The 14,357-nt window shown below is 60.4% G+C and carries 18 protein-coding genes; 11 read left to right on the top strand and 7 right to left on the bottom strand.

Annotated elements, in window-relative coordinates; genetic code table 11:
• Window positions 1-248: 248 nt before the first annotated feature.
• The 3 genes from AB8808_RS12725 (at window position 249) to AB8808_RS12715 (ending at window position 2,456) form a co-directional block, all read left to right on the top strand.
• Window positions 249-1,357 (top strand): IS3 family transposase gene (locus AB8808_RS12725; RefSeq protein WP_369928456.1). Its coding sequence is split into 2 segments (ribosomal slippage): window positions 249-510 and window positions 510-1,357, totalling 1,110 coding nucleotides; the frame shifts between segments, so codons are not numbered across the junction.
• A gap of 170 nt (window positions 1,358-1,527) precedes the next feature.
• Window positions 1,528-1,797, top strand: a complete 270-nt coding sequence (locus tag AB8808_RS12720; protein ID WP_369929889.1) for a hypothetical protein — start codon at window positions 1,528-1,530, stop codon at window positions 1,795-1,797.
• A gap of 89 nt (window positions 1,798-1,886) precedes the next feature.
• On the top strand, window positions 1,887-2,456 hold the full coding sequence (locus AB8808_RS12715) for a suppressor of fused domain protein (RefSeq protein ID WP_369929887.1): 570 nt from the start codon (window positions 1,887-1,889) through the stop codon (window positions 2,454-2,456).
• Between the two features lie 98 nt (window positions 2,457-2,554).
• On the opposite strand, the gene AB8808_RS12710 is transcribed toward AB8808_RS12715, so the two are convergent.
• The gene (locus tag AB8808_RS12710; RefSeq protein ID WP_369929885.1) at window positions 2,555-2,818 is read right to left on the bottom strand and encodes a hypothetical protein; all 264 of its coding nucleotides are present in this window, start codon (window positions 2,816-2,818) and stop codon (window positions 2,555-2,557) included.
• A gap of 125 nt (window positions 2,819-2,943) precedes the next feature.
• On the opposite strand from AB8808_RS12710, the gene AB8808_RS12705 reads away from it, so the two are divergent.
• On the top strand, window positions 2,944-3,378 hold the full coding sequence (locus AB8808_RS12705) for a hypothetical protein (protein ID WP_369929884.1): 435 nt from the start codon (window positions 2,944-2,946) through the stop codon (window positions 3,376-3,378).
• Between the two features lie 45 nt (window positions 3,379-3,423).
• Here AB8808_RS12705 and AB8808_RS12700 read toward each other — a convergent pair whose 3' ends face one another.
• The 3 genes from AB8808_RS12700 to AB8808_RS12690 all read right to left on the bottom strand — a co-directional run bounded on the left by AB8808_RS12700 (window position 3,424) and on the right by AB8808_RS12690 (window position 5,832).
• A complete protein-coding gene (locus AB8808_RS12700) occupies window positions 3,424-4,359 on the bottom strand; it encodes an MASE1 domain-containing protein (protein ID WP_369929882.1) in 936 nt (311 codons plus the stop codon).
• A gap of 144 nt (window positions 4,360-4,503) precedes the next feature.
• On the bottom strand, window positions 4,504-5,076 hold the full coding sequence (locus AB8808_RS12695) for a hypothetical protein (protein WP_369929879.1): 573 nt from the start codon (window positions 5,074-5,076) through the stop codon (window positions 4,504-4,506).
• A gap of 42 nt (window positions 5,077-5,118) precedes the next feature.
• Entirely contained in the window at window positions 5,119-5,832 is a 714-nt protein-coding gene (locus AB8808_RS12690; protein WP_369929877.1) for a hypothetical protein, read from the bottom strand.
• 172 nt (window positions 5,833-6,004) lie between these two features.
• Here AB8808_RS12690 and AB8808_RS12685 point away from each other — a divergent pair, with 172 nt between their 5' ends.
• The gene (locus tag AB8808_RS12685; RefSeq protein WP_036140915.1) at window positions 6,005-6,277 is read left to right on the top strand and encodes a helix-turn-helix domain-containing protein; all 273 of its coding nucleotides are present in this window, start codon (window positions 6,005-6,007) and stop codon (window positions 6,275-6,277) included.
• A 7-nt stretch (window positions 6,278-6,284) separates the two neighbouring features.
• On the opposite strand, the gene AB8808_RS12680 is transcribed toward AB8808_RS12685, so the two are convergent.
• A complete protein-coding gene (locus tag AB8808_RS12680) occupies window positions 6,285-6,647 on the bottom strand; it encodes a hypothetical protein (RefSeq protein ID WP_369929875.1) in 363 nt (120 codons plus the stop codon).
• 116 nt (window positions 6,648-6,763) lie between these two features.
• On the opposite strand from AB8808_RS12680, the gene AB8808_RS12675 reads away from it, so the two are divergent.
• From AB8808_RS12675 to AB8808_RS12655, 5 genes are all read left to right on the top strand, one after another.
• Window positions 6,764-7,912 (top strand): helix-turn-helix transcriptional regulator, encoded by a 1,149-nt coding sequence (locus AB8808_RS12675; protein ID WP_369929873.1) that lies wholly within the window; start codon window positions 6,764-6,766, stop codon window positions 7,910-7,912.
• A gap of 119 nt (window positions 7,913-8,031) precedes the next feature.
• Window positions 8,032-8,637, top strand: a complete 606-nt coding sequence (locus AB8808_RS12670) for a hypothetical protein (RefSeq protein ID WP_369929871.1) — start codon at window positions 8,032-8,034, stop codon at window positions 8,635-8,637.
• Window positions 8,638-9,156: 519 nt separating this feature from the next.
• The gene (locus AB8808_RS12665) at window positions 9,157-9,513 is read left to right on the top strand and encodes a hypothetical protein (protein ID WP_369929869.1); all 357 of its coding nucleotides are present in this window, start codon (window positions 9,157-9,159) and stop codon (window positions 9,511-9,513) included.
• Between the two features lie 25 nt (window positions 9,514-9,538).
• Window positions 9,539-10,015, top strand: a complete 477-nt coding sequence (locus AB8808_RS12660) for a hypothetical protein (RefSeq protein WP_369929867.1) — start codon at window positions 9,539-9,541, stop codon at window positions 10,013-10,015.
• Between the two features lie 286 nt (window positions 10,016-10,301).
• Window positions 10,302-11,333, top strand: a complete 1,032-nt coding sequence (locus AB8808_RS12655; protein ID WP_369929865.1) for a patatin-like phospholipase family protein — start codon at window positions 10,302-10,304, stop codon at window positions 11,331-11,333.
• Here the strand turns inward: AB8808_RS12655 and AB8808_RS12650 are convergent.
• A protein-coding gene (locus tag AB8808_RS12650; RefSeq protein WP_369928456.1) for an IS3 family transposase occupies window positions 11,287-12,395 on the bottom strand; the annotation gives its coding sequence in 2 pieces (ribosomal slippage) (window positions 11,287-12,134 and window positions 12,134-12,395; 1,110 coding nt in all). The genes AB8808_RS12655 and AB8808_RS12650 overlap by 47 nt on opposite strands.
• A 188-nt stretch (window positions 12,396-12,583) precedes the next feature.
• Here AB8808_RS12650 and AB8808_RS12645 point away from each other — a divergent pair.
• Window positions 12,584-13,417, top strand: coding sequence for a phospholipase D-like domain-containing protein (locus AB8808_RS12645; RefSeq protein WP_369929862.1), 834 nt, complete (start codon window positions 12,584-12,586; stop codon window positions 13,415-13,417).
• 61 nt (window positions 13,418-13,478) lie between these two features.
• Here the strand turns inward: AB8808_RS12645 and AB8808_RS12640 are convergent, their stop codons facing one another.
• Window positions 13,479-14,135 (bottom strand): hypothetical protein, encoded by a 657-nt coding sequence (locus AB8808_RS12640; protein ID WP_369929860.1) that lies wholly within the window; start codon window positions 14,133-14,135, stop codon window positions 13,479-13,481.
• Window positions 14,136-14,357: the final 222 nt, after the last annotated feature.

The following is a 14,357-nucleotide window of genomic DNA, read 5'->3' as shown; positions in this document are numbered from 1 at the left end:
TCAAGCCGCCATCGAAACCCCGAGCAAGATGAGTTGAAAGTTCGTTGGGCTGGGATGCCACGGCCTCCGGAATTCAACCCGACGGCTTGCCCGTGTAAGCCGCATTAGAGGCCAGCGGGCTCTGCTTCATATTTCGCCGAAACGGCGCGATTCGGTCCACTGAATGGCATTGCCCTGTCGACTCCCCGTAAACTTACTCCAGACATAAACCGAGGTCTCCGGGCAAAATATCCCCAAGGAGACCCACGATGCGCAAGAGCAAATTCACCGAGAGCCAGATCGTTGCGACGCTGAAGCAGGTCGAAGGCGGCAGGCAGGTCAAGGACATGTGCCGGGATCTCGGCATTTCCGAGGCGACCTACTACACCTGGAAATCGAAGTACGGTGGCATGGAGGCGTCGGACGTTCATCGCCTGCGTGACCTGGAAGCGGAGCACAACAAGCTCAAGCGCATGTATGCGGATCTGGCGATGGAGAACCACGGGCTTAAGGATCTCATCGCAAAAAAGCTGTAGACCCGGCGCATATGCGCCCGCTCATCACCTGGCTGGTCGAGCAGCACGGATGGAGCGAGCGCCGGGCCTGTGAGGCACTAGGCTTCTCGCGATCTACGCTGCGCTACAAGGCTCGCCCTGATCGCGACGAGCCCGTCATCGGGCTATTAGCGGAGCTGGCTGAGCGATTCCCCGAGCGCGGCTTCGACAAGCTATTTCAGATCATCCGCCGGCGCGGTCTGCCGTGGAACCACAAGAGGGTGTGGCGCGTGTATTGCCAGATGCAGTTGAATCGCCGCCGACGCGGCAAGAAGCGTGTCCCGACGCGTCACCCGCTACCACTGGTGGCCGGCGAGGCGATCAACGGAAGCTGGTCCATCGACTTCATGTCCGACGCGCTCTGGGACGGCCGCCGGTTCCGAACGTTCAACGTCATCGACGACTTCAGTCGCGAGGCACTCGCCGTGGAAATCGATTTGAATTTGCCTGCGTCGCGTGTGATTCGCACGCTCGAGCGTGTCGCTGCATGGCGCGGTTATCCGTCAAAGCTTCGTCTGGACAATGGTCCGGAATTCGTCGCTCTGGCGCTGGCGGAATGGGCAGAACGCAAAGGCATCAAGCTCGACTTCATCGAGCCGGGAAGGCCGATGCAGAACGGCTTCATCGAGCGCTTCAACGGCAGCTTCCGGCGTGGTGTCCTCGACATGCACGTGTTTCGGAACCTGACCGAAGTACGCGAGCAGGCAGAGCTTTGGCTAGCCGACTACAACCGCGAGATACCGCACGACAGCTTAGGCGGGCTGACGCCCGCAGAATTCAGGCAGCAAAATGATCCGGCGACCTTGGGTTATGGTTGGCACTAACTAACGGGGGGTCGACACAGGAAAGCCTTTTAATTCGTGACCTATGGCGCGAAAAAAATGAAAGACTGCATCCGACCTGGGATCGCTAACCTAGCCGGCTGTCGGCTACAGTATTTCATCTGGCCGCCACGACGGCCCGACTCGATATTGGCTCTGGAAGGGACGTCCCCATGCAACTCTTTTTAATGATGATCGCCGCATTGGCCTGTGGCACAGGTCTGAAGGCAGCCTATTTGTGGTGGCGCGCCAGCAGGATTCCAGTGATGCCATCGTGGGTGGTTGAGCCAGGTGAAACGGTGGCTTCGCTACAAGGATGGATGGCTGCGACGCTTGACGCCACCCATAACGCCAATTCCAAGAACGCGTGTGCTGCGATCTGGACCGCCGCGTCTGTGGGACTGTCGGGCATCGCCACAATTATCAGCGTCAGCATCTCCTGAAGCTGCCAGACTTCTCAAACTTGCTCGCCCTCAAAGAACGCAGCACGAAGTATTTTACCTGGCTGGTGAGATGACGGACCTTTTGTAACATGACGACGGTTTTTGACCACCTTGAAGCTTACGCCTGCGAAATAGTTCGCGGCGCCTCAGTTGATCCGGACGGCAATAAAATGTCGTTCCAAATCGTTGAGACGGCTGGCGGACCTTATTGTGGAACCACGACATTCTCGACGTTAGGCCTTGGGAAGTTTCCTTTGCCCAACGGCAGCTGTTGTGATAAGGCGAGGTTGATTCGACATGAACTGGTCATGGTCGTTCCGTCGGACGCGGTGCCCCCCAACATCATCGCGATTTTATACCTGGTTGGTATGGAGACAATTTCGCGTAACGCGGCGCTTTTGCGTGGCGAGATGCTTGGTCCACGAGGTGTTCTCTTCGATGGCTACGAACCCAAGGCACTTTACGCTTCCAATCCCGTGTGCTTCCCCGATGGTTTCGGAAGTGTTTTCGAGGAAGGGCTTGGGGACATCGCAATGGCGTGGTTGATCCCGATGCTTGATAGCGAAGTCAGCTACCTCCAAGCGCATGGATGGCCAGCTCTTGAAGATAAATGGGTGGCGGATGATCCCGATCTGGTGGATTACCGTAGAAAGGCGTAGAGCCAGGCTTTGATCAAGGATGGTGGTCGACCTCGGCTGCCTGAGCATGCCATTCACTTGTCTGTATAGTCGGCTCACTTCGTGGGGCGGATCAGCCGCTATTCCAGTGTCGCATCCAGCACCCGCGACAGCCGCTCCGCAGCGTCCACATAGGTCGACGCCGGCACGCTTCCTGAACCACCGAGTTCGTCCACCAACTGATTGGCGGCTTGGTGAACGGCGGTCATGCCGTAGATTGCCGACAGCGTAATGATGAGGCGAGCCCGGTAACGGGCCTCTTCAAAGTTGTTCGCCAGCAGCGCTTCATGGAGCACGACCGCCTCCTTCAGCAGATCGGCCAAATCGTCGGGGTTCCATTTCATGAATCGCCCCAAGCGTTGCGAGCAGGCCGACCCGAAAATGCGCAGCGGTCTGGAGCATGGACGAACGGGCGAGCCGCTAACCTAACGCAGGCGCTCTTTCGCGTCCTGAGTCCTGGAGTCTTCACATGCGTTTGAAGCGTTATCTCGCCTTGGCGGCCGTCCTCATGGTCGCGTGTGGCACAGCGTTCGCCACCACTGCGCCCGTTACCGGCTTGGGGCAGTCCTGGCCCAATGCGCCCGATCAAAGTGCCTCGCCTCAGTTTCATGTGTATACCTTTGACCGGAAGGGCGTTCGCTACATTCAAATCAATGACACGAACGGCAAGGTGCGTGGCGCCATCGCGGTAATAGGTGACGAAGTCATGGCCCTTCCCATGGGCACGGATGCGGCACGCTGGAGCGCCAGCACGCCCAACGCGTCCCGTGCTGCTGGGCCGTCGGTCTACCAAGATGCGGCCGTCAGGGTGAGCGCCATGCCATTGCCGGACGGTTCGCTGCGTCTATTGCTGGCACCAAGCCAGTGCGATGACCCGGCCAAGTGCTCCATCAAAGGCCCCTAGGGCAGTTGCCCACGGCGGACCGATCGTCGGCTACCCGGCGGTCGGTCATGGCTTCTTAGCCGGCGTTGGAGACGGTTGTCCAAAGCGCGCGGGCGCGCGAGCACCGATCAGAAATGCACCGGACAGCCCGAGCGCCAAGATGACCTCGACACGTAGCGCATTCGGGTCCAGGTTGCCCTCGGTGGTGAGTGCCAGGGCGATGCTGGCACCCATGCCGCCGAAGGCACTCCCGTGCCAGCCATGGCGCCAGGCGAGCCCGAAAACCGGCCAGAGCAAGGCCAGGCGACTTGCTTCTCGTATCGAGTCGTCGGCGGTGCCAAGGGCCAGCCAGGTCAACGCGAGCAGCAATGGAATGACCCAGCAGAGCATCTCCTGGAACAGCGAACTCTGCCAGATCATCTGAAGGGTCAACGGACGCCCTTGGAGGGCGAGGAACCGCTCTCGTAGGGCCAGGATCACTGGCGTGAGTGTCAACGAGCCGAGGTAGGCGCCAAGCAGGTAGGCCCAGAAGTAGTTGGAGGCCGAGATCGCTGGCCATTTTCCCGGGGGCGCGCTCCACAGGGCGGTGAGTAATGTCAGCGTGGTCGACGCGGCGGTGATCAGCGCGCACCCCAGGGTCGCGGCGAGGATCAACGGCAAGCGCAGCTGGCCGCGGTGGTCGTAGAGCGTCCAGCGCTGGCGCAGTGGCTTCATCAGACCCATCCACAAGGCCACCAGGGGCACCGAGGCCGACAGTGCCCAGGCGGGCCCGAAGGTCGGCGCGCAGAAGATCGCGTTCTCAATGAGCGGCAGGCCTTCGCCCAAGGCCAAGGCCGGCCAGTAGCGCATGGGCAGCAGAAGGAGGCAGGCCAGCCGAAGACCCGCGGTGAGTAGCCACTGGGGCAGGGAGACATAGCGCGTGAGTTCGTAGCCGGCCGCATACGCTGCAGCAATGGCCAGATGTGCTCCCCAACGATGAAGTCTCTGCGTGCGTCCGTTCACGTTGCCTCCCTGAGGGCCAAAGGGTGACACGGGGGTCAGGACGGTGGAATGGCCAGAACCCCTGTCACGGAGCACTTTGAATACCTTTGCCGATTACCGGTAACGATCGACCGCACCGCCGCAGGATGCGCGAGTTCTTGCGGCCTACGGATCCCCGCGCAGCCGTCGTCCGACTTCGTGATACAGCGCCATCGACGGCACATCGGCCATGTTCTCAGCGAGCACGTAGGTCACCCCGTCCACATCAAGGCTGACGTAGTGCGCGTAGGCCGCCGGTTGGCCATACGCGGCGGCGTTGCGCCGGTTGAGCACATACTGACCCGTGATCGCCACCGTAGCGCCGTTGGGCAACACGACGCCGCCATGGCCGACCGAGAACGTCACGCCTCCGGACTTAGCCACGGCACGGCGGCGCGCTGGTCCCAAGCACAGTGCCGTGCCGGCAAGCCAGGCGGCAAAAAAGGGCACGCCGCTACGGTCCAGGTCGTGGCCCAGCGCCAGCCAGAAGGCGGTGACCACGATGGCGACGAGGGCACCCGGCAGCATCGCCATCAGGATGCTCGGGACCGCGAATCCCGTGGGACGAACGGTAAACGCCCAACGGCCGTCTTCCTGTCGAACCTCGAAATGCCGCACCGGCTCGGGATGTGTCGATCCCTTTTTACGTAGGAACACGAAGCAGCCGATCGCGGCCGCGAGAACGACGAGCACGAGCATGGAGACCTCCGGAGAGCAATGCCGCTAGGCGGGCATGGGTTGTCAGCGGGCGCGCTGATCGCGATTGCCATCTGGCGCAAAGCCGCCGACCCAGAAGAGGGGCTCTTGCGGACTGGTCGCATACCCCGAAATCACCATGGCGCGCACGACGATGTCCTGATACTGCCCTCGCAGTTCCGGGTTTGGCGCGCTGCCGAAGTCCATCAAGAAGGGAAGGCGGGGCGGGTTGGGCCCCACGGTGCGATCGGCCGTGACGGGGATACCGGGCGCAAACGTCTCCCGGGACAGCTTCCCCAGATACGTGGTCGTGGGGTCGCTCAGCGTCGTGGTGGCGCCGAGATCATCTTTCGTCTCCACCGGTGCGTTGCACAGGTCGAAGGTTTCTTCGTAGTGCCCGCTTTCCGTGGTCCAGATCGTCGCGCGGGTGCGCCAGCACGGCGCCGACGCGCCGAACGATTCGAAGAACAGGCTGACGCGCGGGAACTTGCCCGGGTTGTTCATCGGACTCCAGCCGCGGAAGAGACCCGGAAAGGTGCCGCCCGAGGCCGGTGAAACGGGTCGGTAGACCGGACCGTCCGTGACGGACGGCCCGTTGCCGGCCTTGGCCTGGCCGTTTCCGCTGGTCTGTCCAAGGACGGCGCCGGCCGTGCGCTGAAGAAACCCCTTGAACCCCCCGGAGGTCTGCGCCGAGGCAATACTGGAGACGAACAGGACCACCAGCGCCGACAGCCTGGCACTGCGATAGGAATAGGCCATTTCAAAGTTCCCTGTTGATACGGGCGATCGACAATCCCGAGGCATGCCCGATGAGTGCCTTGGTGAGGCGAGACTACGATCGATCTCCCGAATGAAGTCTAAACAAAAACACAGTGTCGGTGTATCAGGGTTGGCGCCATAGCTTAGGAGCCCGGTTCCAAGGGCGGGCGACATGGCGGCGAAACAATCCGGGGACGACGCGTCCCTGAAATCGATTTACCGGCCCGAAAATCAGGCCTTCCTCGCCGTGCTCCGCGGCTTGCGCACCCGCGCAAACCTGACCCAGGCGGATCTGGCCCAGCGGCTGGGGCGTTCCCAAAATTTCGTGACCGCGGCCGAGCGCGGGGTCACCCGCTTGGACGGTCTCCAGTTGCGCGATTGGTGTGCCGCGTGCAACTCCGACCTGGTCGCCTGGGCCAAGGCCGTCGAGAAAGCCTTGAAGTGAGGGCTGGCTAGGGCAGGGCGTCCTCCCGTTGGCGCAGGCCGGCGCGGCGGGCTTGGCCCAGGTAGAGCACGCTCTGTCGGCACACATTCCAGTCGGTGATGGTCAACGGCCCGCGGTCCGCATAGGTCACGCGCAGGGTCACGAGGCAGACCCCGCTGGGGAAGCTCACTGTCGCTTGGCCAGCACGACCGCCCTGGAGCGCTCCGGCCGTATCCAGCCGCTGCGCCGTGCTAGATCCTTGCGGTGTGGCTTCGATGGCCAAAGCCGAGACCGCATCATCGTTGACCAACGTGAGGTAGTGGGTAGCCGCACGCGTCGGCGACATAACGGCGAGCAGCAGCACGGCGAGAACGAACGGATGGATGCGCATGGAAAGCCTCCCTGTGGGCCAAGTGAACACACTTGACCAGCGTAGGGACGACGATTACCGTCCGCCTCCACAGTTTTGGGGAGGCGCGTTGGGATGCCGTTTGCTACGGATAGCACATGACCACTTGGCACACCCACCCCGATCGCGACTTGGCCTTGCTGGGCGACCTTTACGAATCGGTGCTCGCACCCGAACGCGTCCCCGACATTCTTCGTGCGATCAACCAGCACTTCGACTGCGATGGCATCCACCTCGTTGGGTGGCAAGAATCCACCGGCCAGCCGATCGTTTCGTTGGTGACCAGTCCCCATATCGCGGTAGCCGAGCAGGCGTATCTGGAACACTACGCACACATCGATCCGCGCAAAGACATGGGCACACGCCGGCCGCTAGGCGAGGGCGGGGCATGCCACGATTTCTTTGACAACAAGTTCGTGGCCCAAGATGAGTTTTACCAGGACTTCCTGATTCCACTTGGCCCCCGCTACATCTATGGCGGAAATGTCCTGCGCCAGGACGACCACCTGGTCCATCTGGTGTTCAATCATGTGGTCGGCCGACCGCAGTTTGAAGGGACAAAGCGTGCCGAACTCGATCGATGGTTTCCGCACCTGGCGCGCTGGGCGAATCAACTGGTGCGGGCAGAGGGCTTGCGCCGCGCAGCGGCACTGGGCGAGCAGGTCGTCGAAACACTGGATCAGGGCCTGGTCTTTTTCGACCTGCGCGGTCGGCTGCTCCACGCCAACCGCCAGGCGGTCCGATTGTTGGGCGATCGGTTGCGCCGACCCCATCTGGGTCAGGAGGGAGCCTCCCCGTTTGCCTCCAGCCTGGAACCGCTGATTCGCTCGGTCACGTTGAGCCGACAGGCGCTGCGGTTTCGCATGCTCGGCGTGCGCCGCACGGAGTTGACGGTCAGCGTGCTCCCGCTGGTGCGTCACCCCGGGGAGGGCTCAACCGCCTGGCTGGGCCGACTGGCCTCGGGGACCGCCACCCGCGGGCTGCCGCTCGGTGCGGATGTCGTCGTGACCCTTGAACCGGCTCCGCCCGCGGCGGCGCCGACGGTGGCCCAGCGCGCCCGGGAGTGGGGCCTGACGCCAGCGGAAACGCGCTTGCTCCAATCCATCATGGCCGGCAGGAGCGTGGCCGAGCACGCCGCATGGGACGGAGTGCGGGAGAGCACGGCGCGCACCCATGTCCGGGGATTGCTGGAGAAATCCGGCGCCAAGACTCTCCGGCATTTGGTCGTAACACTGGGGCGTTCCTGAAACGGCCACGGCCCGAACTTGACTCTGCGTTGAATGATGCAAGAACGGCCCGGTTTAAGGAAACTGGCGCGCAGCCGAAACACCCCCCATCCCGGGATTGCAGCCGACGAGACTTCCCCATGGTGGACAAGGTTCAACAGTTTGTCGTGGCGCTTCAGATCGTTGGAGCCGCCCTGTTCTCAGCCGCCTACGGTGTCACCGCCTGGACGATGAAGCGGCAACCACGGCGACGTTGGCTCATTTGGAAAGCACAGCAGCGGACAGAGTTTGGTAAGCGCAGTCTGATCCTCGGCTTCTTGATTGCGGTGGCCTGTCAGTTAACGTGGACTTTCGTGGCGTTCTGGGTAGCGCAATCGTTTGATGATGCCTGTAACTACGCTACGTTTGCGGCACCCTGCCTGGCGGCGTTGCTTGCCGGACGAACGCTCGTCGCACAACTGGTCGTCCCCGATCGACCCATGCGGACCGCAGAGTTCCGTAACTTTTTCTTTTCGGTGCTGCTGTTGCTCGCCGGATATGCGGCCTACCTGGTTCACAACGCCAGTAAAGCGGTGGTGGGGGTGGCTCTGATGGGCGTCCTCGCCAGCGCCCTCGTTCCCCTGGTTCGCCGACGCGTATGGCGATCCTCGCCCAGTCCGCTAGCGGATGGGCTGATCCGAGCGGCGCTCGCATTCAACGGACTCGGAATGCTCATCTACGCGGCTCACGAGTTCGGCGCATCCTAGTAGAGCCCGACGACGTGCCCCAGCAGCGAAAGCAGGAAGACCGCAACGATCGCCGCAAAAGTTTTATCAAACCATTGGTCGATCGAGGGCGGTGGTTTCGGCCGGGCGAGACCGCGCGAGGCAACCAACCGGCCGGTGACTGGAGACGCGGAGGATGGATACCGGCGATGTGGCATGCCCCACGTTAGGGGAGTTCGCCCAGGTGTCAATCTACGCGAGGGTATCTTCCATCGCTTGGAAAACCGCCTGAGCCAACATGGCTGGGACACGTATGGTGGGGCGTTTTCCATGCTTCGCTGGCGCGAGGATCCCTCCGCCACCCCGGCATGTTTCCGTGGCGCCCGAGCGATCTTGAGAAGGCTAAGGCTGCCGGCCGTGCGGGCTGGCGCTGCGACCGAAGCACGCATCGCCTGTGGGTGCGGATACTTTGTCTCCGATGTGGCATGTCGTGCCGACTTGGCGGCGGCCCGAGCATGGGGCACCATCGGACCGTTGGATTTTCCACTCAAGGACCATGTCATGCCCTCACGCCCCCACGGGACCGCTTGGCTCTTCCTGATCGGTCTGGCGTTGTCCGGCTCGGCTTGCGCGGCCGAACCGCCGGCCGTGACCATCCACACTGAGGCCTATCCGCGTCCGCCGTATTCGGAAGCCACGTATTACGTTTACGAGCGAGACGGCACCGTCATCTGCACGAAACTGGCGGTCTGTGACAAATACGACCAGTGCGACACCGGCTACCATGCGGGCGCTTTCGTGGACCCCGAGGATCAAAAAACGGGCAAGCCCTACCATGTGACCGCGGCGGTGCCCGTTCCCCCGAGCAAGCGCGCCAAGCATCAATGCCTGGCGAAGTTCGTGCCCGACGCCCTCTAAGTTTCATGCCACAAAGGACGGACCCATGACCACTCAGCGCGAAGCCGACTTCCTTGCCGCCGCCTATGCCTCCGGTATTACTTCGCCGAAGGAGCTGGCCAACCTGATGGGGCAGGTGAGCCATGAGTCGGGTGGATTGACCCGCATGGAGGAGAGTTTTCGCTACCCCGGCGGACTAAAGGATGTGCCGGTCGCCTCCGCGAGAAACAGCCCCGATGGCGAGTCCGCTCACCAGGCAGCGTTGGACGGCGATCCCAAGCCGCTTGCGGAGCTGATGTATGGCGGGAAGATGGGCAATGCGCCAGGGGAGGGCTACACCTACCGCGGCCGCGGCTACATCCAGCTGACCGGCCACGACAACTACGAGGCGATGGGCAATGCCCTGGGCCTGAATTTGCGCAGACGGACCCCGTCCAGGATGTCCACGGGGGCAATCTCGCCAGGATGCTGGTGGTTAATGCACGGGCCGACGGTCTTCAGCGTATCGATTAGGTCGCATTGAGCACGGACGGCCAGCGGCTTTGGGTCGTCGATACTCTGCCCGGATGGACCGACCACCTGTTTGGCCTGAGGACGAGCGTGCCGACGGACGCGGCGATAACCTCGATCGCTCAGAGCAGCGCACAGTGGGCACAGGCTATGGAGCCACGTCGTGCGAAGGAGGCTCAACATTTAAATATTGCGCAAAAACCGTCGGCGCCAGAAAATTAAAGCGTTTACAAATAATTGGTCGGCCAAATAATCAATTTCACCAGTGCGATCAGACATATTCCAGGTAGGGAGGGGCAGTGAAAGAGGAAAGGATCTTATCTTACTTGGCATTTCAGGGCGGCGGGGCGAAAGGCGTCTCACATATTGGTAGCCTCGCTGCGGTCAATGAACTTAATCTGGAAATCGGAGGCGTTGCCGGAACGTCGGCCGGTGCGCTGATTGCTGCACTTGTTTCCGCCGGCTACTCAGCCAAAGAGATATTCGACTGTGACTCTGGTGACCACATTCTAAAAGACCTTTGTGATGGAAATTACGCCGACCCGACTAAATTATTTTCAGAAAGGGGCTGGAAATCAATCAAGTCGATAATAAAATGGAAAAATCGGCTAGCTAGATACTTCAGGTTGTGGAGATCCGAAAAGGGCTATCTTAGTTTCTTTGCTAAGGGGAGCGCGGTCGTCGCAATTTTATTCATGATTATTTTTGCAGCGATTTTTCCTCTTGTCTTTCTGGTCATTGTTGCGTGCGTAAGTGGTTATCTAGCTGCGTTCTTATTTCGGGCTTATAAGGGTTTATGTTCTCTTTCAAATGTTCGCAGAGTCTTCGATGAGGCCATCTGCAAGAAATTGCTCGTTGATACAAGCGATGTTACGTTCAGACAAATGAAGGGTGCCGGTGCGCTTCCTTTAAAATTGGTAGCAACGAATACCACCGACAGCAAGTTGGAGTTGTTTAGTTACGAAACGACTCCTGATGTTGCTGTGGTTGATGCCGTGTGTGCTTCGATATGCATTCCGTTTGTGTTCGAGCGATGGTCCTTTCTTTGCAAAAGAAAAGGGGAAGACATCGCTGTTAAGAAAGTCTTCATCGACGGTGGATTAATGTCGAACCTTCCCTCGTGGTCTTTTGATGAAGAGAGATCCCTTAACAAAGAAGCAGTGACTATCGCTTTCGGTCTTGAAGGCGAAAATGGCAGCTCCTTTTGGCTCATGTCGGCGCTGGATGCGGTTATTGCTGGTCCGCCTCAAATTCATCGGCGTGGAATTGTCGACCCCCCGTTAGTTAGTGCCAACCATAACCCAAGGTCGCCGGATCATTTTGCTGCCTGAATTCTGCGGGCGTCAGCCCGCCTAAGCTGTCGTGCGGTATCTCGCGGTTGTAGTCGGCTAGCCAAAGCTCTGCCTGCTCGCGTACTTCGGTCAGGTTCCGAAACACGTGCATGTCGAGGACACCACGCCGGAAGCTGCCGTTGAAGCGCTCGATGAAGCCGTTCTGCATCGGCCTTCCCGGCTCGATGAAGTCGAGCTTGATGCCTTTGCGTTCTGCCCATTCCGCGAGCGCCAGGGCGACAAATTCCGGGCCGTTGTCCAGACGAAGCTTTGATGGATATCCGCGCCATGCAGCGACACGCTCGAGCGTGCGAATCACACGCGACGCAGGCAAATTCAAATCGATTTCCACGGCGAGTGCCTCGCGACTGAAGTCATCAATGACATTAAAGGTGCGGAAGCGGCGGCCGTCCCACAGCGCGTCGGACATGAAGTCGATGGACCAGCTTCCGTTGATCGCCTCGCCGGCCACCAGTGGTAGCGGGTGACGCGTCGGGACACGCTTCTTGCCGCGTCGGCGGCGATTCAACTGCATTTGGCAATACACGCGCCACACCCTCTTGTGGTTCCACGGCAGACCGCGCCGGCGGATGATCTGAAATAGCTTGTCGAAGCCGCGCTCGGGGAATCGCTCAGCCAGCTCCGCTAATAGCCCGATGACGGGCTCGTCGCGATCAGGGCGAGCCTTGTAGCGCAGCGTAGATCGCGAGAAGCCTAGTGCCTCACAGGCCCGGCGCTCGCTCCATCCGTGCTGCTCGACCAGCCAGGTGATGAGCGGGCGCATATGCGCCGGGTCTACAGCTTTTTTGCGATGAGATCCTTAAGCCCGTGGTTCTCCATCGCCAGATCCGCATACATGCGCTTGAGCTTGTTGTGCTCCGCTTCCAGGTCACGCAGGCGATGAACGTCCGACGCCTCCATGCCACCGTACTTCGATTTCCAGGTGTAGTAGGTCGCCTCGGAAATGCCGAGATCCCGGCACATGTCCTTGACCTGCCTGCCGCCTTCGACCTGCTTCAGCGTCGCAACGATCTGGCTCTCGGTGAATTTGCTCTTGCGCATCGTGGGTCTCCTTGGGGATATTTTGCCCGGAGACCTCGGTTTATGTCTGGAGTAAGTTTACGGGGAGTCGACAACAGGACCTGGCGAAATGGGTCAAGAACTCTTCGGGCCCGCTCGACCTGGCCGTCGCGTTCTGGGGAAAGGGCGCCGTCAAAGAACTGGGGCTTGAAAAGCCAAGGCCCATCCGGGTGTTGCTGGAACTCCGATCCGGAGGGACAAATCCTGCAGAGGTGCGTCGCTTGATAGACCTGCCCCATGTTGAAGTGAAACAGTTCACGCGCCTGCATGCGAAGGCCTACATCGCAAAAGAGGGTGTGGTGATTGGCAGCACCAACGCGTCGGCCAATGGCTTGGGATCTGAGGGTTCACAAAGCACTTCTTGGCATGAGTTGGCGGTGCGCACCACCGACGCTTCTGTAGTGCAGGACACCAAGCGGTGGTTTAAGAATAAATGGTCTGCAGGTCAACCGATTAAGTCGCGCGATTTGACTCAGGCGGAGCTTAAATGGAAGGAGAGACAGAAGATCCGGCCGAAGGGTGTCAACAAAGCCAAGGACATTCTGGCCGCAGCCCTTGATGATCCAAACAACTATCGAAATCGTGATCTGTTTGTCGTCGTGACGACAATCCCTTGGGACAGCGAAGGCGATGCTGACGCCAAAGACTATAAGGAGAAGACTGGCCATCAGGCTCTGGGATGGCAGGAATGGCCAGCCATTCCCAAGAATGCCAAGCTGATTTGCTTCACCGATTACAACGGCGAAGACTTTCAATGGGACAAGCCCAAAGTTTGTTATTCACCAGGCAAACTATTTCGTCACAGAAGTTTGGTCTTGGTATCGGCTGACACGTTGGACGATAGCCTGAAGCCGGGCGATATCCGACAATGGACTAAAGCGCTGACGGCGGTGAAGGCCACGATCCCGAAGAAACGCTGGAGTGCAGACAGTGGGATGTGTATGGACTTGGGAGACTTTGCAGATCGAGTCCTTGGTAATCCTCGACGCGAGCGGGGGTCATGATCGCGCAACAGCGTTGCGGTTGTCCCGATGACGACCTGGACAAGTTGCAGTGCTGGAATGCTCAGACGTGTCGACGCCCCGCACCTGGACGACTCGGGCGCTCGGCGAGATCGGCAAGACGCTGCTGGGCTCGGGTCGTTCGGTCCAGCAAGTCAACGAACTCTGCGAGTGCCTCCCAGGCGTATTGGGACCGGGTTCGTGCCAGCCGGTTCTTGGCGGTTGCTACCGATTCCGGGTCGTAGCTGATCAAGAATTCTGGCGTCAAGTTGGTCATGTTCCAGCACCAGCTCCGCTCTTGCTCTCCTTCAGCATCAATGACCCACCCCTCCATTGCCACGAATCCCAAGGCGCTTCGCCTGGGACGGCCACCGCGCCGTGGGGCCACCTTCGCTGCGGCGTCGCGCTTGGCAAGGGCTGTTAGACGAATGGATTCTGGAATCGGCTCGGTGGTGCCGAGAAAGCCATCGGCGAGACCGGCTGCCAAAGCAGGGAGGGGGAAGAGCCAGGTGGCAGCTGGGCTTTTGCGAAGCCCGGGGATGAGTCGGCCACTTTTGGCGTAAACCCGGGCCATCTCTGTGCTCGTCGGCACTCCTACGTGCTCGGTCAGAAACCGGGCTGCATCTTGGAGGTTGATCGTCAGTCGGCCGGGAAACGTCTGGTCCAAGAGGGCCAGAAACCGGCGATAGGTTTCATCACGTGCCGACTGGTGCGCATCCATACAGACCCCTCACCCTGACAAAAATGTGGGAGACACTTCGGGGGCAGTGTAGCGCTGATTTGGTTCCTATTGCCCCCAGATCGGCTGAGGTCGGCTCATTCCACGGACACAAAAAAGCCCCGAAAACCAAGGGTTTCGAGGCTTATTAGGCATGGTGGCCCGCAGGGAAGGGAGATCGATGATCACCTTGCGAACGCGACGCTCTCCCGGCTGAGCTACCGC

The organism is Xanthomonas sp. NCPPB 2632 (genome assembly GCF_041228075.2).
In the GTDB taxonomy this organism is placed as follows: domain Bacteria; phylum Pseudomonadota; class Gammaproteobacteria; order Xanthomonadales; family Rhodanobacteraceae; genus Luteibacter.
Note: the sequence above shows the minus strand (reverse complement) of the source record. Positions and strands in the feature narration are given on the sequence as shown.